16 protein-coding genes and 1 pseudogene are annotated in these 19420 nt (G+C 74.0%); 6 read left to right on the forward strand and 11 right to left on the reverse strand.

The features are described from left to right. The first annotated feature begins 569 nt into the window (after positions 1-569). Positions 570-1196 (forward strand): hypothetical protein, encoded by a 627-nt coding sequence (locus AC2CHG_RS21060; protein WP_357209614.1) that lies wholly within the window; start codon positions 570-572, stop codon positions 1194-1196. A 226-nt stretch (positions 1197-1422) separates the two neighbouring features. Here AC2CHG_RS21060 and AC2CHG_RS21065 read toward each other — a convergent pair whose 3' ends face one another. The 11 genes from AC2CHG_RS21065 to AC2CHG_RS21115 all read right to left on the reverse strand — a co-directional run bounded on the left by AC2CHG_RS21065 (position 1423) and on the right by AC2CHG_RS21115 (position 13375). After that, positions 1423-2136, reverse strand: a complete 714-nt coding sequence (locus AC2CHG_RS21065; protein WP_484525405.1) for an aspartate/glutamate racemase family protein — start codon at positions 2134-2136, stop codon at positions 1423-1425. Beyond that, complete coding sequence (locus AC2CHG_RS21070; protein ID WP_355512920.1) at positions 2133-3413, reverse strand: NAD(P)/FAD-dependent oxidoreductase; 1281 nt, start codon at positions 3411-3413, stop codon at positions 2133-2135. Before AC2CHG_RS21070 ends, AC2CHG_RS21065 begins: the two co-directional genes overlap by 4 nt. 13 nt (positions 3414-3426) lie before the next feature. Beyond that, positions 3427-4305, reverse strand: coding sequence for a family 3 encapsulin nanocompartment shell protein (locus AC2CHG_RS21075; RefSeq protein ID WP_120570291.1), 879 nt, complete (start codon positions 4303-4305; stop codon positions 3427-3429). A 14-nt stretch (positions 4306-4319) separates the two neighbouring features. After that, positions 4320-5159 (reverse strand): class I SAM-dependent methyltransferase, encoded by an 840-nt coding sequence (locus AC2CHG_RS21080; protein ID WP_484525406.1) that lies wholly within the window; start codon positions 5157-5159, stop codon positions 4320-4322. Between the two features lie 29 nt (positions 5160-5188). Next, entirely contained in the window at positions 5189-6019 is an 831-nt protein-coding gene (locus AC2CHG_RS21085; protein WP_366620493.1) for an SDR family NAD(P)-dependent oxidoreductase, read from the reverse strand. Between the two features lie 4 nt (positions 6020-6023). After that, positions 6024-6995, reverse strand: coding sequence for a sulfotransferase family protein (locus tag AC2CHG_RS21090; RefSeq protein WP_366620495.1), 972 nt, complete (start codon positions 6993-6995; stop codon positions 6024-6026). Next, the gene (locus AC2CHG_RS21095) at positions 6992-8173 is read right to left on the reverse strand and encodes an MFS transporter (RefSeq protein WP_262014456.1); all 1182 of its coding nucleotides are present in this window, start codon (positions 8171-8173) and stop codon (positions 6992-6994) included. Before AC2CHG_RS21095 ends, AC2CHG_RS21090 begins: the two co-directional genes overlap by 4 nt. Next, on the reverse strand, positions 8170-9498 hold the full coding sequence (locus tag AC2CHG_RS21100; protein ID WP_484525407.1) for a DegT/DnrJ/EryC1/StrS family aminotransferase: 1329 nt from the start codon (positions 9496-9498) through the stop codon (positions 8170-8172). The genes AC2CHG_RS21095 and AC2CHG_RS21100 overlap by 4 nt, the downstream gene beginning before the upstream one ends. 749 nt (positions 9499-10247) lie before the next feature. Further along, positions 10248-10985, reverse strand: a complete 738-nt coding sequence (locus tag AC2CHG_RS21105) for a serine/threonine-protein kinase (RefSeq protein ID WP_484525408.1) — start codon at positions 10983-10985, stop codon at positions 10248-10250. A 55-nt stretch (positions 10986-11040) separates the two neighbouring features. Beyond that, on the reverse strand, positions 11041-12045 hold the full coding sequence (locus tag AC2CHG_RS21110; protein ID WP_402805362.1) for an Acg family FMN-binding oxidoreductase: 1005 nt from the start codon (positions 12043-12045) through the stop codon (positions 11041-11043). A 106-nt stretch (positions 12046-12151) separates the two neighbouring features. Then, positions 12152-13375, reverse strand: coding sequence for a PucR family transcriptional regulator (locus AC2CHG_RS21115; protein WP_366620501.1), 1224 nt, complete (start codon positions 13373-13375; stop codon positions 12152-12154). 83 nt (positions 13376-13458) lie between these two features. Here AC2CHG_RS21115 and AC2CHG_RS21120 point away from each other — a divergent pair, with 83 nt between their 5' ends. The 5 genes and pseudogenes from AC2CHG_RS21120 to AC2CHG_RS21140 form a co-directional block, all read left to right on the forward strand. After that, the gene (locus AC2CHG_RS21120; protein WP_366620503.1) at positions 13459-14550 is read left to right on the forward strand and encodes a ferredoxin reductase; all 1092 of its coding nucleotides are present in this window, start codon (positions 13459-13461) and stop codon (positions 14548-14550) included. A 14-nt stretch (positions 14551-14564) separates the two neighbouring features. Beyond that, complete coding sequence (locus AC2CHG_RS21125) at positions 14565-15704, forward strand: fatty acid desaturase family protein (RefSeq protein ID WP_366620505.1); 1140 nt, start codon at positions 14565-14567, stop codon at positions 15702-15704. A 168-nt stretch (positions 15705-15872) separates the two neighbouring features. After that, positions 15873-17390 carry a glycosyltransferase family 4 protein gene (locus AC2CHG_RS21130; RefSeq protein ID WP_484525409.1) on the forward strand — a complete coding sequence of 506 codons (1518 nt, stop codon included), beginning with the start codon at positions 15873-15875 and terminating at the stop codon, positions 17388-17390. 423 nt (positions 17391-17813) lie between these two features. Further along, positions 17814-19019: an alanine--tRNA ligase-related protein gene (locus tag AC2CHG_RS21135; RefSeq protein WP_484525410.1), complete on the forward strand. Its 1206-nt coding sequence runs from the start codon at positions 17814-17816 to the stop codon at positions 19017-19019. Between the two features lie 88 nt (positions 19020-19107). After that, positions 19108-19420: pseudogene (locus AC2CHG_RS21140) on the forward strand (ATP-binding protein); the annotation flags it as partial.

Raw genomic sequence — 19420 nt, forward strand, 5'->3', positions numbered from 1 at the left:
GGGCAGCTCCAGGACGGTGGACGTGCCGTCGGCCGCCGCGGTGACGGCCCGGCGCGCCGCCGCCAGCGGGGCTGCCCGGCCCACGAACGACGCCGGTTCGGCTCCCTCCGGGTCGTCGTCGAGGCTCGCCATCGGACACCTGCATCCTTTCGGGACGTGCGCCGGGCGGGCGCCCGACCCCGGCCTGCTCCGCCCGGGCGTCGCTGTCCATGATGTGCCGCTGCACGGCGCGGCGCCGGGCGGGCGCGCCGTTGCGCCGGATACCGGCGTAATCGACGGTTGTTGACGCCACGACCCTAACGCCCCGATGCAATGTGGGGTTTCCCCCACTGTCGACGACGGGCCGGCGATCGACACTGGTCGCGGTGTTTCGCGGAAAGGGTTCGCCCATGCGCAAACGAGGTCAGGAAACCGGTGACTGGGTGCTGTTGCACTGTCCGTTACCGGGCCGTTCGACCCATGCCGACTCCTTTCTGACGAGGGGTATCGGTCCGCTCTTTTCGGGTATGCACCGGAGCGGTGAGGTTACCGGCTGGTATTACGATCGGCGCGGTTCCGCCGACGTCCACGTGCACGGCCGCTGCACCGACCCCGGCGTGGTCCGGGCCCGGCTGGCCGGTCTCGTGCTCGCGGGCCGCAGCGCCGGCCGGCCGGTGACCGTGTGCCCCGAGCCCGGCGCGCTTCCGGTACGCCACACCGACCTGCGGGAGCAGTCCAGCGCGCTCGCTTTGGAGATCATCGCGGCGACCGCCACCCGCCCGGCGCGGATACGGACAGGCTGCGACCTCGCCCTCGCCACGTTCCTGTGCGCCGGGGTCGCCGCCGCGTACCCGGGCTCGGCAGCCGCCGCGCCGGCCGGACCGGACGCCTGTCCACACTGCGTGGAGTGGTTGCGGTCGCCGCCACCCGGGGTGCCGGCGCGGCTGCGCGGCGTGGCCGGGCTGCTCGCCGAGGGGCGTGGCTGGGTGGCGCGGTGGACCGGGGTGCTGCGCCGGTCGGGGATCGTTCCGGTGGCCGGTGGGCCGGACGAACTGACCACCCCGCTGCGGTGTCTGCTCAACCAGATCGGCCTCACCGGGGCGGACAGCCGGCGGATCGAGGCGACCGCGCGGCGGGCGGTGCTCGCCGCCACCTCCGGCGTCCCGTTGCGGGCGCACCGCACCCGCCGTGCGCCCGGTTACGACTGGTGCGGCTGACCGCGGCGACGGCCTGCCGAAACTGCCACCATCGGCTCACTCTGCGTCGATTCAGGAGCCCGGGAGCGCGCCCACGGAACAGTTATTCCAGCCGGTCGCCCACTTCTTCCGGCCGCAATTATTGACTAATCGGCGGAAGTGCCGCACGTCAGCGGGTCGCCCGTTGTCGTTGCGCCCCGGCCGGGTACGAAACCGGCGGTTTCCGGCGCAGTTTTCCGACAGCTCCTCATTGCGGTCCGCGCTGTTTCCGGTGGTACGGCCGCCGGGTGAGGCTCGCGTACGCCATCGTGGTCAGCGTGACGATGTCGAACACCGGCACCCCCAGCCGCGCCTGGATCCGGTGGGCGAACGGCACCAGGTCGGTGCACTCGACGACCATCGCCCCCAGTTCAGGGTGCGCGCGGGCCAGCGCGTCGACCCGCCCGTCCACCTCGGCGGCCAGCCGCTCGACGTCGAGGGCGTCGCGCCGCCCCTCCAGCATCACCTCGCGGAACTCCGGCTGCCCGGCCATGCCGGTGACCGCCACCGGCACGTCGGCGGCGCCGATCGCGGCCAGGTGACGCGGCGTCAGCGCGGCCTCGTCGGCGACCAGCAGCCCGACCGGACGCCCGACCAGCCGGTGCACCATCGGCAGTTGCACCAGGCTCGACGACCACAGCGGCACGCGCACGGCGGCGGCGAGTTCGGCCTGGAACAGCACGAGGAACCCGCACGCCCCGGTGATCCCGGCGACCCCGGCCGCCTCCAGATCGCGGGCCGCGTCGACGAACGGTCGCAGCAGCGTCGGGTCGGCCTCGCGGACCAGCCGACGCGGGGTGGCGCCCTCGACCACCCGGTAGCGCACCGGGAAGTCGAACGTGTCCGGGTTGCGGATGTGCCCGGGGATCTTGTCGAAGCTGGTGTCGAGGCAGAGCACGCCGATCTCCGGCCGGTCGTTCACGAGATCCCCCTCTGGAAGCGGTCCACGGCGAACGTCTCCAGCGGCAGGTCCGGCTCGGCGCCGGAGACGAGCTGGGCGAGCAGTTGCCCCCCGGCCGGTGCCAGGCCCATCCCGATGTGGCCGTGCCCGGTGGCCACGCTGACGTTGTCGTAGCCGCCGGCCCGCCCGATCAGCGGCAGGCTGTCCGGGGTGCACGGGCGCAGGCCGCTCCACACGTCCAGCCGGCGGCCGGTGTCCAGTGCCGGCAGGTACCGCCGCGCGGTGTGCAGGATCCCGTCGACGCGGCGCGGCGAGATCGACGTGTCCAGCCCGGACAGTTCCAGCGTGCCGCCGACGCGTACCCGGTCACCCAGCGGCATCACCGCGACCTTGCCCTCGCTGAGCAGCACCGGCCGGGTGGGCGTGCCCGGCCCGGCGGGCAGCGTGACGGTGTAACCCTTCGCCGGTTGCAGTGTCAGCCCGACACCGAGCATCCGGGCGCACGCCGCCGACCACACCCCGGCGGCGATCACCACCTCGGCCGGGCGCAGCTCGCCCCTGGTGGTGCGCACCGCGCGTACCCGCCGCCCGGTCACCTCGAAGTCGCGTACCTCCGCGCCGGTGACGACGTCCACGCCCCGGGCCCGCAGCGCCGCCGCGAGCGCCACCAGGAACGCCGGGATGCGCAGCGCGGCGCCCTCCTCGTTGAGCAGCGTCCCGGCCACCGCGAAGTCGACGCCGGGTTCCAGCCGGGCCAGCTCGGCCCGGTCCAGCTCCCGCAGCGGCACGCCACGCTCGGTCGCCGCCGGGATCGTCCGGCGTGCCTTCGCGTACCCCTGCTCGGTGTGGCAGGCCAGGATCATGCCGCGTTCGGTGAGCGTCCCGGCCAGCTCGTCCTCGGCGCAGATCTCGCGCAGCAGCGCGAGGCTGCGCTGCTTGAGCGCGAGCAGCGTCTCGAACCCGGCGCGGGCGTGCCGTTCGGTGCAGTGCCGGCGGAAGTGCCAGAGCCAGGCCAGCAGCGCGCCGTCGAGCCGGGGCCGGACCGCGAACGGGCTCTCCGGGCTGAACAGCCAGCGGATCCCGGTGGCCGGCACCCCCGGCTCGGCCAGCGGCGCCGAGCCCTGGGTGCCGACGAAACCGGTGTTCCCGGCCGAGCAGGCCGCCGGGTCGCCGACCTCGCCCCGGTCCACCACCGTCACGCTGAGCCCGGCGCGGCGCAGGAACCAGGCGCAGCACAGGCCGACCACGCCCGCGCCGACCACCAGCACGTCGGGGTCGGTACGGCCCGGCGTCGTCATCAATCGCCGCCGGTCAGAGCGTCACGACGAAGAAGCAGGTGGGCAGGTTCACCACGACCCGCTCCCAGATCTCGGCGCGCAACGCCACCCCGGGTTCGGCGAACGTGCCCGGCGGCGGCTCCGCGAACCCGATGGTGGAGCGGCCGGCGTCGAACAGCAGCGCGCCGTGGCCGAAGTCCCCGACGATCGCGGTGCCCGGGTCGACGAGCCGGGTACGCACGATGAACACGCCGTTGTCCTCCACGTCCCGCATCAGCGAACCGCTGCCCAGCAGCCGGTAGTAGTCGGCCGGGTTGATGATCAGTCCGTCGGCGGTGCTGCCCATCTGCTCGACCTCGTTGCACGCGGCCAGGACGGTGGACGCGAACGGCCCCGGGTCGGTGAGCCGGCCCAGGTCCGGCATGGTCAGCAGCCCGCCCTCGCCGCGCAGGATGGTGTGGTTCTCGGCCGTCGCGAGCCGCACCACCAGCCGGTAGTCGATGAACTGCGCGAAGCTGACCGGGTCCTCCCACAGCGTGTCCGGCACCTGCACCCACGCGGTGGTGGTGAGCAGCGGCGGGATGGGGGAGCGGTGGAAGTGGTTGGCCGCCTCCCGGCGCAGGTCCGCGCCGTCCACCGCCGGGTCGTCCGGGCGGGGCGGGCTCTCGTGCCAGTAGTAGTCCTGCGGATCCCGGGACAGGTCCACCACCTTGAGCATGTTCCGCGACGGGTAGCGGGGCTTGCGCCGGGAACTGGTGAGCGAGTCGGTGATCGTCACGTCGTAGTCGACGCTGGTGTCGAAGCCGTCCTTGGCGAACGCCTCGACGAACGTCGCGCCGGGCGACATCTGCGTCTTCCGCTCGGCGACCACCTCGGCGATCGTCCGCTTCACGGTGTCGGTGCGCTGCGACATCTGCTGTCCCTCCCTCAGGCCGGCTTGCGGGCGACGAACATGCCCCAGCCGAACTCGCCCCTGTCGATCGCCGCCTGGATCTTGTCGCACGAGTCGGCGAAGCCGAGGATCCAGGTCCGCGCCGCCTCGTCCGCCGTCGTCTCCGCACGCTCCCGGGCGGTGCGGCCCAGCACCCGGTACGTCTGCCTGATGTGCGCGTCGAGACTGCGCGCGACCACGTCCACGAATCCGGCCCCGGTCAGCGCCCGGCGGTAGCCGTCGAGCGAGTAGCCGTCGTTCCAGCGCACCCGGTCGTAGACGTGCCGGCGGGCCGCCTCGCCGATCCGCTCGGTGGGCTGGAGGAAGTCGGAAACCGCGAGCACCCCGCCGGGGGCGAGCACCCGGAACATCTCGGCGTGGCTGCGCGGCTTGTCCGGCACCAGGAACAGCGCGTCCTGGCTGACCACGTGCGTGAACGTGCCGTCGTCGAACGGCAGCGCGGTGGCCGAGCCGTGCCGGAACGACACGGGAAGCGCAGCACCCCGCTCGGCGCGCCGCTGCTCGGCGAAGCGCACCCGCTCGATGCTCAGGTCCAGCCCTTCGCCCCGGCATCCGGTGCGTTCGGCCAGGCGCAGCAGGAAGTTGCCGCAGCCGCAGCCGACGTCGAGCACGTTCGCCGAGGCGTCGATCCCGGCGTCGGCGGCCAGGATGTCGGAGGTCCGGTCGGCTGCTGCGTGGTAGTCGGCGTCGTCCTCGCCGGTGAAGTAGCCGGTGTGCAGCACGCCCTCGCTGTCCCAGAAGCTGAGGTACGTCTGCGTGGTCTGGTCGAAGAACTCGGAGACGTCCCGCTCGGTGAACCGGCTGGTCGTGGACATGGGCACTCCCTTGTGCGGCGGTCGGTGGGTCAGGCGTAGGTGTCCTTGCGGACGCCGGTGAGGTGGGGCAGGTCGGGGCCGGTGGCGGCAGCGCCGCCGTCGATCAGGTGCACCCCGGCGGTCACGTACGACGCGCGTTCGCCGGCCAGGAACGCGGCCACCGCGGCGACCTCCTCGGGCCGGGCCAGCCGGCCGACGGCGCTGTGGTGGCCCATCGCGGCCAGCCGCGCCTCGACGTCGCCGTCCGCGCCGGCGAGCCGGGTCGCGGCGCGTTCCATCGGCGGCGTCCGCACCCCGCCGGGCGCAAGCACGTTCACGGTGATGCCGTCGCGGCCCACGTCGACGGCGAGGCCCTGGGCGAAGCGGACCAGCGCCGCCCGGGTCACCCCGGACAGCACGAGCGGGCCGATCGGCACGCAGGCGGTCTCGGAGGCCACCAGCAGCAGGCGGCCCCAGCCCGCGGCGCGCATGTGCGGCAGCGCGGCGAGCGACACCGCCACCGCCGGCAGCAGCACCCGGTCGACGGCCGCCCGGTAGTCGTCGGTGCCGAAACCGGTGGCGGTGCCCACGGGCGGGCTGCCGCCGCTGACCAGCAGCACGTCCACGCCGCCCAGTTCGGCGGCGACCCGGTCCACCCAGCGGGCGGCGGCGCCGGTGTCGGTGAGGTCCACGCCGGTCGCGCTGACCCGGCCCGAGGCCACCGCGGTCAGCTCCCGCTCGGCGGCGGCCAGCCGCTGCGGGTCACGCCCGCAGACCGCGACGTGCGCGCCCTCCGCGGCGAACTCCTTCGCGCAGGCCAGCCCGATGCCGCTCGTGCCGCCGGCGACGAGCGCCACCCGGCCCTTGAGCCCCAGATCCACGTCCTCACCTCTCCGTCTCGCCGACGCGGGCCGCCGCGCCGGGGTACGCCGGGTCGCCGGCCGGCCCGCCGGACCGGTAGCCGTATCGGGTGGACAGCGGCCAGGCCAGCGCCGCCACTGCGAGCCGCTGCCGGCCGGTCAGCGTGCGCCGCCACCCGTCGTCGCGGTCCCGGATGACGGTCCGGCCGGTCCGGAAGCGGTCCGGGTTGCCGGTGACCGTGTGGTTGCCGCGCAGTTCGACGCTCCGGTCCCGTACCGGGTTGGCCGCCGGGTCGACGCCCACCAGTTTCAGCAGGTCACCGATCGCGCCGGCCGGGTCGGCGGTGAAGTCCTCGTAGCGCAGGAACGCCGACCGGTCCGGGTGACGCCTGTTTATCGCCGCCGACGCGAGGTTGAACCCGTGCCAGTACGCGGTGCTGCGCGCCGCCGACATCGCGTAGACGTACTCCTTCGGCTCCCGCCAGGAGTGCGCCACCGCGCGCGGGTCGCGCACCAGGTGCAGCCAGTACGCCTCGACACCCGGCACGTGCGGCAGCAACGCCGACTCGCCGGGGATCTTGGTGCTGTCCACGATGACCCGGGCGCCGGTGCGCGCGGCCACCTCCCGGTAGACCGCGCCGAGCAGGTCGGCGTGCGCCCGGGTGTCCGCGTCGTACGCCCCCCGGCGCAGCACCCGCCACGTGTGCCGGGTCCGCAGCCGGGCCCGTTGCCGGCGGATCACCTCGGCGGCGTGCGCGTCCGCCGACATCCCGGCCGGACGGCCCAGCGGCAGTACCGCCGACCACAGCGGACAACCGGTCAGCGCGGCGCCGCAGCCGCACCTGTCGTTCACGCCGCGCCCGGTCGAGTTCTTCCACAGGAAGTGCAGCTCACCGACGTGCACCACACCGGGCGCCTCGCCGAGGACGTTGCCGATGATGGTGCTGCCGTTGCGGCACCAGCCGTTGACGCTCAGGACGGTCACCGGTGCGCTCATGCCGCGCGTACCTCCGCCGGAGCCGGCGCGGGCGCGACCCGGCCGATGCGCAGCGCCATCGCGGCGGCGACCGCCGCGCCGGCCGCGCCCGCGACGAACACCGCCGGATAGCCGAGACCGGCCGCGACCAGGCCGGTCGCCGGCCCCCACACCGCCAGACCCAGATCCCAGAACGAGGTGTACGCCCCGATCGCCGCGCCCTGCCGCGCCGGGTCGGTGCGGTTCATCACCATCAGCGCCAGCGACGGGTGCAGCAGGGAGAATCCGACGCCCATCACCACGCTGCCGGCCACCGCCACCGGCAGGTTCGGCGCTACCGCGATGACCAGCAGACCGACCGCCTCGCCCACCCCGCACCAGGTGGCGACCCGGCGGGGGCCGAGCCGGTCCGGCAGGTGCCCGATGACCAGGCGGGTGCCTGCGTACACGGCGCTGAAGACGCTCAGCACCACCACGCCGTGGCCGATGCCCCGCGCGTCCAGGTGCAGCACGACGAACGCGGCCAGACCCGCGTACCCGGCAGCGCCGAAGGTGAGCGCGATGCCGGGCAGCAGCGCCGGGCGCAGCAGCAGCCCGGCGCCCTTCGCCGCGGGTGCGGTACGCGCCGGCGCGGGCACCAGCGCGACGAGCGCCGCGCCGACCGCCGGGGCGACCGCGCTGAGCAGCCACACCGCCTGATAGCCGGCCTGCTGCACGGTGGCGCCGAGGAACGTGCCGGCGGAGATGCCGCCCCACATGCTCACCCCGTACAGGCCGATGAGCTGGCCGCGCCGCTCGTGCGGGGCGAGCTGCACGATCCACACCGCACCGGCGGTGAACAGCGCCGCCTCACCGGCACCGAGCAGCAGCCGGACCGCCACCAGCGCGGGCACGCCCAGCGGGGCCAGGTAGAGCAGGCCGCCACCGGCCACCACGAGCGCCCCGGCCAGCATCACCGTGCGGTGGCCGTGCCGGTCGGCGAGCGCGCCCGCGACCGGCCGGACCAGCAGCGCGGTCACCGCGGTCACGGTGACCACCACGCCGACTGTCAGGTCACCGGCGTCGTGCCGTTCGCGCAGGAAGCCGGGCAGCACCGGGATCACCGCTGTCAGTCCGAGGTAGCCGGTGAACAGTCCGCCGAGCAGCCCGGCCAGCGCGAGCCGGGGCAGCGGCCGGGCCGGAGTGTGCGCGCCGGTCACGACCCGACCAGCGCGGTCTCACGGGCGGCGGCCACCTTGCGAACCGCGCGGACCAGGTCGTCGCAGTCCCCGGGCGTGAGGTTCGACGACAGCGGCACGTCGACGGTCTCGGTCAGCAGCCGCGCGGTACGAGGCAGCGTCGCGCGGATTTCGCCCGGGTCGGCGCTGTCGTACAGGAACCGCCAGTTCCAGAACGCCCGCACGTTGAGGTCGTCGTCCGCGCCGATGTTGCGGGCGTCGATCCCCTCCGCCCGCAGCGCGCGGGCGAACCAGCCGGCGTCGCCCCAGCCCGCGTCGCCGCCGGGCACGCGGAACACGAACGCCTCCCCGAGGTACGCCCCGGGCGCGACCGGCCGCCGCACCGCGATCCCGGGCAGCCCGGCCAGGGCGGCGCTGACGTGCGCGTAGTTGCGGTGGAACAGTGCGAGCCGCTGTGGCAGCCGGGTCAGTTCGGCGCGCAGCAGGGCCGCGCGGATCTCGTCCATCCGCAGGCTCAGCAGCGGCAGGTCCAGGCCGGTCAGCGGCGGCTCGCCGTGCGGGAAGTGCCGCCCCAGCCGCCCCTCGTACGCCCCGGACAGCGCCACCGCCCGCGCGAACAGGGTGCTGTCGTCGGTGATCAGGAAGCCGCCCTCGCCGCAGTTGAGCGCCTTGTCGGACTGGGTGCTGAACGCCCCGGCGGCGCCGAACGTGCCGAGCTTGCGCCCGTTGAGTTCGGCGCCGAGCGCCGGCACCGCGTCCTCGATGAGCGGCACGCCCATCTCGGCGGCGAACGCGGCCAGCGCTTCGACGTCGGCGGCGAAGCCGCGCATGTGGACGACCATGACGGCGCGGATCTCCGGCCGCCACCGGCGGCGCAGGTCGTCGAGGTCCATCCGCAGGTCGTCGTCCACCTCGACCAGGAATGGCCGGCAACCGGCCAGCACAATGGCGCTGGGGGTGGCGACGAAAGTGAATCCGGGGCAGGCCACCAATGAGCCCGGTGGCACTCCGGCGCCCATCAGGGCGAGCGCCAGCGCGGCGGTACCGCTGGAAACGGCCAGCGCGTGCCGGGTGCCGAAATAACGACACAGTTCGTCCTCGAACCGCCCGCATTCGGTTTCATTAGGCGGCCGGTGGTCATATCGGAAGTAGAGGTGACTGCGGACGGCGCGAATAGCCGCGTCCTCGTCCTCGCTGTGCACGAACACCGCGCCCTTGTCGTACGTCGGCCAGGGCGTACGCCGCACCGGCTGTCCGCCGTGCAAGGCGAGCTGTTCGGGCAGCTCAGAGCCGTTCTGCACCGGCCTCGGCGGGCTCGGTGCGGGAGCGTCGTCGTTCCCGTCCACCGGCGGACTCCTCGGGCGAGCGGCGACAATTCCTAGCGACTCGATAGGATTGGCCGGGCGTGCGCCGGGCATGGTCGCCCGGCGGAATCGCGGTCCCGGCGCGATCCCGTCGAGGGGTAAGAAATGCCACCAGATCCGACATTCATGGTACGTCGATCCAGCGAGAGTAATGATTGTCGTCGATCCCGTACGCGTCAACAGATAGACGTGAATATGTTCGGCGCCGGGCCGTGCCGACAGTGGACTATGCGGAATTGTCGCTGCCGGCCCGCTGATCCGCCGGTGCGGCGCCTCGCCTCCCGCCGCCGAACGTGGCGCCACCCCGTCGGGGCTTGGTCGCACCGGGCTCGATCGTGTGCGGCCTGGTTGCACGCGCCCGATCGGGCGGGATCCGGTCGTGCCGGGGTCCGGCCGCCGCCTGGATCGGCCGTCACCGAAAGTAACCTCCGCGGCTCCGGGGCGGAACTCACCCTGCGCCCTTTGCTCTGCAGCCATCGGCGCATCGGTGACTGACGGCCACTGCTGCGTACGTGGCTGCAGAGCAAAGGGCGCGATGGGGTATGCGTCCAGCTCTCGGCTCGCCGCGCATCGCCGCTGTTCAGGAGCATGTGGCGGACAATTCAACCCATTCGACCCCGGAAATCTCCGTCACCCTCCGTGATTCGCCGCCGACTCGGGCTGCTGTAACGGAAAGTTACCCGCAAGGGTGGGCGCGGGGCGTCGAGACCCGGCCTGACGAGGCCGGCGAATCAGGCGGCTCGCCAGTCCCGAACCATCGCGGCCGCAGTGGCGTACCGCTCCGCCGGATCGGACCGGCCGGCCCGGTCGGCGACCGCGCGCTCGGCGGCGGTGCCCCGCCAGCCGGACGGGCCGTCGAGCAGGTGGTGCAGCGTACGACCCAGCGCGTGGACCGTGGTGCGCTCGTCGATCGTCGCGCCCCGGGTCAGCTCCTCGGGCGACAGGTAACGACGGGAGCCGGGCAGCCGGTCGGAGTCGAGCACGAACGGCCCCGGGCGGTACTCGTCCAGGTCGATCAGCCGCATCCGGTGGGCGTCGAAGTCGTAGAGGAAGCATCCGTCGTACAGGTCGACCGCGACATACCCGGCCGCGCTCACGGCCAGGTGGGCGTCGAGGATCGTTGCCAGCGCCGCGCGGACCTCGGCGACCGGCAGCCGCTGGAAGCGGGCCAGCCCGCTCCGGTCGCTGCCGCCGCCGGTGGTGGCGTGGTTGAGCACGACGCCGTCGCACCACGGGTACACCAGCGTCGGGCCGTCCGTGCCGTCACGTACCAGCTCGGGCCGGACCACTGCCGGGTGCCGGACCGCGGCGTGCAGGCCCAGCGCGCGGGTCAGCGACTCACGCGCCGCGGGCGTCCCGGCCCGCTTCACGAACCAGCGCCGGCCCGCTGACTCCACACCGTACGAGACGCACCCGGAGTCCTGGTCGCCGAAGACCACGAACGCATCGGCCGGGTCGAGGTTCCACACCCGCCGAGGCTACGACGACCGTCGTGCCGGCGGCGGCCCGCCGGACCGCGCCGGGTCACCGCGGCTGGTCCACCACCTCGATCACGTCGGCCGGCGCGCGGCGCGGCGCCGGCGGCAGCTCCGCGTCCGGGCCCCAGCCCACGCGCACCACCAGGTACGGGTCTCCGATGCCGGCCAGCAGGTCGCGCATCATCCGGCGCGGCCAGGCCAGCTCCACGGCGTCGCTGAGCGGCGCGCTGGCCAGCCCTTCGGCGGTGGCGGTGAGCAGCAGCGCCGACAGCGCCTCGCCGCCGCGCAGCCAGGCCGCCGGCTCGTCGGACTCGCCGAACAGGATCAGGTACGCCGCGCCCCGGTCGAAGTCCGCGCCCGCGCTGAGCCCGGCCGCCCCGCCGGGGGCGTAGTCGCGCAGCGGCACCCGGCGCGGGGACGGCCGCACGGCGGTGGCGGCGGGCACGCCGTCGCCGCTGCCCTCCGGGCGATGGGTCCAGCGGTGCAGCTCCTCCCGGTACGCGGGGTCGGCCAGCTCCGCGTCGGCGGCGCGACCGGTGGAGACGGCGAGCATCGGCATCTGGTCCGGCCGGACCACGTGCAGGTGCGCGCCCTCGGCCTCCACGGCGTCGCCGAGCCGGCCCAGCACCGCCTCCGGCACCGGCCGATCCCCGTACGCCCGGCGGTCGGTGCGGCGGCGCGGAATGGCGTCGACCAGGCGGCCCGCCGGCACGTCCAGGTCGGCCGGGCCGGTGGTACGTACCCGGGCCAGCAGCGACGGGTCGGCCGGGTCGGGCAGCCGCTCCACGGTGACCGCCCAGCCGACCGCCGTCAGCGACACGCGCGCGTGGTGCAGGGCGGCCCCGCAGCTCAGCATCAGCAGCCGGCCGTCCGGGTCGGTGTGGGCGAGCTGCCGGTCCGCGTCGGCGCGCAACTCCAGCACGTCGTCGATGACCCGCCAGCGCCAGGGCTGCGTGTTGAACACCGACGGGGCGTGCAGGGACTGCCGGGCGGCCGCCTCCAGCACCCGTACCCTCGGGTCCTGCTCGGTGCGGGTCGATGAGCTGTTCATGGCGGCCCTCCTGGTTGCTCGTCCCCTTCCGACCCTGCCCGCCGCCGTCGCGGGCGGACAGGGCCGGAGGTCCCGGCCGCACCGGGCCGTGCGCCCCGGCGCGGCGTCAGGCCCCCTCCGGCTCCGGGGGTACGGCCAGAGCGATGGTCAGGTCGAGGACCGTGGCGGGGTCGTGCAGCCGGTCGCCGAACAGCTCCCGCAGCTTGCCCATCCGGTAGCGGACGGTCTGCGGGTGCACGAACAGGTCGGCGGCCACCTCGTCGCGGCGTCCCTGGTGCAGCAGCCACGACCGCAACGTCTCGGCCAGCCGTTGCGCGGTGGCCGGGGGCAGCGCGGCCAGCGGCGCGAGCGCCTGCGCGCGCAGGTCGGCCAGGGCCTCCGGGTCCATGCTGAGCAGCAGCGTCGCCAGGTGGCGCTCGGTGTCGACCGGCCCGGCGTCCGCCTCGCCGAGGTCGAGTGCGAGCGCCCGGGTGGCGCGCTGGTACGACGCGGCGACCCGGTGCCAGGGCCGGGCCGGGCCGAGCACCGCCCGGTGCCCGTGCAGCAGCCGGGTGAGCTGGCGGCGCCGGCCGCCGTGCATGTCCGGCACCAGCAGTACGGCCAGCTCCTCGACCGGGTTCATGCCGGGCAGGTCCTCACCGCTCTCCAGCGTGTACGGGCTGAGCAGCGCCAGCACCGCGCGCAGGTGCCGGCGGGGCAGCAGCACCACGGTCAGGGTCTGCGGCGGCGGCCAGTCGGCGCGCTCCGCGCTGCGCCGCAACGACTCCTCCGGCTCGCCCGCCAGCAACTGCTGGGTGAGCCGTTCCAGGCTGCGGCGGCGCATCCGGCCGGCGCTGGCCAACTCGTCGGCGTGCCCGGCCACGCTCGCCGCGGACAACTCGTCGATGTAGGCGAACATCAGCTCGGCGAACTCGGCCACCGTCTCGGCGGCCAGCCCGCTGCGTACCGTCGTGGTCGACACCTCGCGCCAGGCGACCCTGGCGCCCACCCGGTACGCCGCCAGCAGCGCGTCCATGCTGCGCCCCGAGCGGGCCTCGCCGCTGCCCAGCGCGTACGCGGCCTCCAGCGCCGGGGCCAGGGGAGTGCTCGGGTCGAACGCCTGGGTACCCTCGATGAGCTGGAGGAACGTGCCGAGGGCGATGCGTACCGCGTTCTCGATCTTCGCCCGCATGGCGCCGGTGAGCGCGCCGGAGTAGTCCGGCACCTCGGCGGTGATCGCGGAGACGGTCCGCTCGGCGACCACCGGCAGCCGGCCGCGCAGCGTCGCGGCCATGCCGGCGTCGAGGTTGAGGTGCGCGGCGCGCTGCCCCGTGCCGGCCTCCGACATCATGTTGTTCCCTCCGAACAAAAACCCGCGACTGTTTCACCTTTGCCGGTCAAGATGTTATGCGATCGGGCGGTCACGCTGGTCATATGACCACAACTGCCTCCCGCCGCCCTCAGAAGGTCACCTTCCGGGACAGGCTGCTGCGGCTGGCCGAGACGGTCACCACGCCCGTGCTGCCGGACGACTATCTCGACCTGATCGCGCCGCTGCGCGCGGGCGCCCCGCTGCGCGGCAAGATCGTCGCGATCCGCTCGGAGACCCGCGACGCGGCCACGCTGGTGATCCAACCCGGCCGCGCCTGGCAGGGCCACACGCCCGGGCAGTACATCCGCCTCGGCGTGGACGTCGACGGCGTGCGCCAGTGGCGCGCGTACTCGCTCACCTCGCCGCTTGGCGCCCCCGGCGGCCGGATCTCCGTCACCGTGAAGGCGATCCCCGACGGCAAGGTCAGCAACTACCTCGTACGCCGGCTCCGGCCCGGCACGATCGTGCACCTCGACCAGGCCCAGGGCGAGTTCGTGCTGCCCGCCGCGACGCCCGAGCGCGTCCTGTTCCTCACCGCCGGCAGCGGCATCACCCCGGTCATGGGGATGCTCCGCTCCGGGCTGGCCGACCGGGCCGACGTGGTGCTCGTGCACTCGGCGCCCACCCGCGAGGACGTCATCTTCGGTGCGGAACTGCGCGCGCTCGCCGACCGCGGCGCGCTGCGGCTGGTCGAGCGGCACACCGACACCGACGGCCTGCTCGACGTCGCCGAACTGGCCGGCCTGGTGCCCGACCACCTCGACCGGGAGACCTGGGCGTGCGGGCCGATCGGCATGCTCGACGCCGTCGAGGGGTACTGGACATCGAACGGCCTCGTCGACCGGTTGCACACCGAGCGGTTCCGCCCGACGGTGATCACGCCGGGCGAGGGGGGAACGGTGACCTTCACCGGGGCGGGCGTGACCGTCGAGTCCGACGGCGCCACCACCCTGCTCGACGCGGGGGAGAACGCCGGGGTGCTGATGCCTTCCGGGTGCCGGATGGGCATCTGCTTCGGCTGCGTCGTACCGCTGCGTCAGGGCGCCGTGCGCGACCTGCGCAACGGCGACGTCACCACTGCCGTACCGGGGGACGGCGTGCTGGTCCAGACGTGCGTGTCGGCCGCCGCCGGTACCTGCGACATCGATCTCTGACAGGAGCCACCCACGTGACCGTCATCCAGAAGAAGGCCGTCAACCCGATCGCCCACCTGAGCGCCGAGGACATCGAGATCATCGGCAAGGAACTGGACGCGATCCGGGACCGGGTCCTCGCCGACCGGGGGGAGCGGGACGCCCGCTACATCCGCAAGGTGGTCAAGACCCAGCGGACACTGGAGATGAGCAGCCGTGCGGTGCTGCTGTTCTCGTTGTTCCCGCCGGCCTGGATCGTCGGCACGGCCGGTCTCACGGTCGCCAAGATCCTGGAGAACATGGAGATCGGGCACAACGTCCTGCACGGCCAGTGGGACTGGATGCGCGACCCGAAGATCCACTCCACCACCTGGGAGTGGGACCACGTCTCCCCGGCCGACCAGTGGAAGCAGTCGCACAACGAGCTGCACCACCGCTACACCAACGTGGTTGGCAAGGACAACGACCTCGGGTACGGCATCATGCGCGTCGACGAGGACCAGCCGTGGCACCCGATGCACCTCGGCCAGCCGCTGTGGAACCTGCTCAACGCCATGTTCTTCGAGTACGGCATCGCCGCGTACGACATGGAGCTCGGCGACCACCTCAAGCAGCGCAAGCTCAAGGACCCGAAGTTCCGGGCCAAGGCCAGGGCCGTCGGGCGCAAGATCCGCCGCCAGGTGCTCAAGGACTACGTGGTGCACCCGCTGCTGTCCGGCCCGTCGTTCCTGTCCACGCTCGCCGCCACGTTCACCGCGAACCTGCTGCGCAACGTGTGGAGCCACTCGGTGATCATGTGCGGGCACTTCCCCAACGGCGTGGAGACGTTCGAGAAGACCTCCATCGAGGGCGAGACCCGCGGCGAGTGGTACCTGCGGCAGATGCTCGGCTCGGCCAACATCAGCGGCAGCCGGCTGCTGCACATCATGACCGGCAACCTGTCGTACCAGATCGAGCACCACCTCTTCCCCGACCTGCCCAGCAACCGCTACCAGGAGGTCGCCCCGCAGGTACGGGCGCTGTTCGACAGGTACGGCCTGCACTACACCACCGGCCCGCTGCCCAAGCAGGTCGCCTCCGCCTGGTGGAAGGTGATCCGCCTGTCGCTGCCCAACCGCAAGGACAGCCGGCAGCCGGTCGCCCCGGCCGCGCTGGCCTCCTCCGGTACGGCCTGACCCGCCCGCTCGGTGCACGGCCGGTGAACGTTCACCGGCCGGCACCCGACCATCGCCTGCACAGTCGGCGTCACCGCAGCTCAGAGCCGGTTTCGCGGCCGTCGTGACGGTCCCGCGTCCCCGTACACTCGCGCCCGTCCGGGCGTACGGGTGAAGGGTGGAACGGCGATGCGGCGCGTGGTCATGCTCGTCGACAACGCGATCGACGGTGACTCGCGGGTGCAGAAGGCGGCCCGCTCGGCCGCCGAGGCCGGCTGGGACGTCACGCTGATCGGCTGCGCCCACGTCGACGCCGAACGCCGCTGGCGGCTCGGCGCCGCCGAGGTACGCGTCCTGCCGCTCGCCGCCGCTCGCGCTACTCCACCCGCCACCGCATCGACCGTCGTCTCCCGCCCGAGCGCTGGTGTCCCTGGCCCCGGCGCCTCCGCCGACCTCGGTCTCGGGGGCGGCGACGGCTCCGCTTCGGGCCGTGACGCTGGTTCGCGCGGCGGCTCCCGCCTGCGTGGCGTGCCCGGACTGCGGGCGCGACTGGTGGCCCGGGGCGGGCTGCCGCTGCGCGCGGCCCGGCTGGCCCGCCGGCCGGTCGAGCACGCCGAGGTCCGCTACTGGCGGGCCCGGCTGCGCGACGGAGCCTGGCGGCGGCTGGAGCCGGGACTCTGGGACTACGAACGGGCCGCCGGACCGGTCGTCGACGAGCTGCGCCCCGACCTGATCCACGCGCACGACTTCCGGATGCTCGGCGTGGCCGCCCGCGCGGTGGACCGTGCCCGTGCCGCCGGACGTGACACCAAGCTGGTCTGGGACGCGCACGAGTGGCTGCCCGGCGCGCGGCCGCGTCGCGACAACGCCCGCTGGCTGCCCGCCCACCTCGGCTACGTCCGCGAGTACGTCGATCACGCCGACGCGGTCGTCACCGTCTCCGACACGCTCGCCGACCTGCTGGTACGCGACCACGCGCTGCCCGAACGCCCGACCGTGGTGCTGAACGCCCCGGTCACCACCGCCCCCGAGCCGACCGCCCCCGAGCCGACCACCCCCGAGCGGTCCGCCTCCGGGCCGACTGCCTCCGAGCCCGCCGATCTGCCCGCTCCTGACCTGCGGGAGCGCTGCGGTCTGCCCCCGGGCACGCCGCTGCTGGTCTACAGCGGCGCGATGGCCGTGCAGCGCGGCGTGGACACGGTGGTCGAGGCGTTGCCGCTGCTGCCCGGCGTACACGTGGCGCTCGTCGTCGCCGACCCGGAGGCCGCCTACGTCCGCCAGGTCGTCGCCCGCGCGGCCCGGCACGGGGTGGGCGACCGGGTGCACGTGCTGCCGTACGTGCCGCACCGCCAGCTCGTCGCGTTCCTCGCCACCGCCGACGTCGGGCTGATCCCGCTGCACCACTGGCCGAATCACGAGATCGCGCTGATCACCAAGTTCTTCGAGTACGCGCACGCGCGGCTGCCGATCGTGGTCAGCGACGTCCGCACCATGGCCGAGACGGTCCGCGCCACCGGGCAGGGCGAGGTGTTCCGCGCCCGCGACGCCGCCGACCTGGCCCGCGCCGTCCGGACGGTGCTCGCGGATCCGGCCCGCTACCGCGCCGCATACGAGGGCCCGGACTCGCCACTGCCCGGGTGGACGTGGGAGGCGCAGGCCGAACACCTCGACGCCCTCTACCGCCGCCTGCTCACCCCCTCTCGCTGACGCCCACCGCCCACCTCCCGCCCGGGTGGAACACCACGGGTGTCTCCGGCCCGTTTTGACACCCATGGCGTTCCACCCGCTCTTCGGGAGGCATGGTCAACTCCAGCTCGGCGAAGTGGCGGCATCCGAGTGCCGGTGACCCCGCCATTTCGGGGGAGTGGAGTTGACCTTGAGCGGGCGGGGCGCGGGGGCGCGCGGGAAAAGGGGTGGGCGGGACGGTGCGGGCCCGGCTACCGTCGATGTATGCAGAGCAGGCGCAGTCTTACCGCCGCAGCCGCGCGAGCTTCCCGCTCGCCGGTTGCCGCCGCCTGACCTGCCCCACACCCACGCCGGCGACCGGAAACGGTCCGCCGGCGTCGTCGTGTCGACGCCGTGAAACGCGCGGCGGGCCGTCCGGTCACCCGTACCCGGAAGGCACCCGCCATGACACCCGACGACATCACCCGGACGTTCCTCGACCACTACCAGCGGCACGACCATCGGCTTGCGCCGGAGAGTTCGCTCGTTCCGCCGCCCGGTGACCCGGTGCTGTTCACCACGTCCGGCATGCACCCGCTCACCCCGTACCTGCTGGGGCGCCCGCACCCGGGCGGACGGCGACTGGCGAACGTGCAGCGGTGCCTGCGCACCACGGACCTGGACGAGGTCGGCGACGACACCCACCTGACCGTGTTCCAGATGCTCGGCTCGTGGTCGCTCGGCGACTACGACATCGCGACCAGCCTGCGCTGGGGCTTCGACCTGCTCACCGACGGCTTCGGCATCCCGGCGGGGAGGCTGCACGCCACGGTCTTCGGCGGCGGCAACGGTGAAGGGCCGGACGACACCGCGCGGGACACCTGGACCGGGCTCGGCGTCCCGGTGGAGGCGCTGGGCGAGGACAACTGGTGGTCGAACGGCCCGACCGGCCCCTGCGGACCCGACTCGGAGATCTTCGTGTGGACCGGCGACGGCCCGCCCACCGGCACACCGAGCACCGACGAGCGCTGGGTGGAGGTGTGGAACCACGTGCAGATGCGTTACCACCGGCACCCCGACGGCCGGCTCACGCCGCTACCGCACTCCAGCATCGACACCGGTATGGGCCTGGAACGGCTGGAGATGGTGCTGCGCGGCGACCGGTCCGTGTTCACCGGCGACGGGCTGCGCCGGTGGGTGGACGCGGTGGGGGAGCGGTGGGACCTGCGCGGTGGGGATCTGCGCGTGGTCTCCGACCACCTGCGGTCCGCGGTGGTCGTGCTCGGTGACGGGGTACGCCCCGGCAACACCGGCCGCGGGTACGTGCTCCGGCGGCTGCTGCGCCGCGCGCTGACAGTGTTGTGGCGCGACGACCCCGCGCGCACCCTGGACGACCTGCCACCCCAGGTGTACGGGGACACGCTGCGCCGCTTCCGCCAGCTGCCCGATCCGAGCAGGCGGCCCGACGAGCGGTCGGTCGACGTCGGCTCGCTGCACGCGACGCTCGTGGACGAGGAACGCCGCTTCCGTGGACTGCTTCGACGCGGACGGCCGATCGTGGACCGGGTACGGGAGCGCGGGCCGCTGACCGAACGCGACTACCACTGGCTGCACGACACCCACGGGCTGCCCCGCGACCTGGTCGACGGCCTGCTCGCCGAGGCGAGCTGAGCGGTGGCCGCCCGGCCGGGCCGGTGCCAGACTCGGAGGCGGACGCCACGCGAGGGAAGCGGACGCCGCCGCGAGGAGAGGGCTGCCGATGACCGAGGTACGGCCGGACGAGGAGACGGTGCCGCTGCTCGGCGCCGAGGTCCGCATCACCGACGCGGCCGGGCTGCTCGCCGCCGCCGTCGACGGGCCGGTGGACCTGCTGTCCGGCGGCGGCTTCCCCGCCCCGGTGCGGGAGGTCCGCTGCACAGTGCGCGCCGACACCGCGGCCGAGCCGCCGGTGCACCGCTTCGAGGCGTACCTCCGGGTGGAGGCCGCACCGGCGGGCCTGATCGCCCTCGGGCTCGCCGGGCCGGTCGGCCTGCTGCTCGCCGAGCGGCTGGCCGCGCGCGGCGGCGACGGCC

The organism is Micromonospora sp. ATLC20 (assembly GCF_057196585.1).

Bases quoted from the DNA above. Each gene is read 5' to 3' on its own strand.
- AC2CHG_RS21070 (WP_355512920.1), bottom strand. From the start codon at position 3,413: ATGACGACGCCGGGCCGTACCGACCCCGACGTGCTGGTGGTCGGCGCG.
- AC2CHG_RS21075 (WP_120570291.1), bottom strand. From the start codon at position 4,305: ATGTCGCAGCGCACCGACACCGTGAAGCGGACGATCGCCGAGGTGGTC.
- AC2CHG_RS21080 (WP_484525406.1), bottom strand. From the start codon at position 5,159: ATGTCCACGACCAGCCGGTTCACCGAGCGGGACGTCTCCGAGTTCTTC.
- AC2CHG_RS21090 (WP_366620495.1), bottom strand. From the start codon at position 6,995: ATGAGCGCACCGGTGACCGTCCTGAGCGTCAACGGCTGGTGCCGCAAC.
- AC2CHG_RS21110 (WP_402805362.1), bottom strand. From the start codon at position 12,045: ATGAACAGCTCATCGACCCGCACCGAGCAGGACCCGAGGGTACGGGTG.
- AC2CHG_RS21115 (WP_366620501.1), bottom strand. From the start codon at position 13,375: ATGATGTCGGAGGCCGGCACGGGGCAGCGCGCCGCGCACCTCAACCTC.
- AC2CHG_RS21120 (WP_366620503.1), top strand. From the start codon at position 13,459: ATGACCACAACTGCCTCCCGCCGCCCTCAGAAGGTCACCTTCCGGGAC.
- AC2CHG_RS21130 (WP_484525409.1), top strand. From the start codon at position 15,873: ATGCGGCGCGTGGTCATGCTCGTCGACAACGCGATCGACGGTGACTCG.
- AC2CHG_RS21135 (WP_484525410.1), top strand. From the start codon at position 17,814: ATGACACCCGACGACATCACCCGGACGTTCCTCGACCACTACCAGCGG.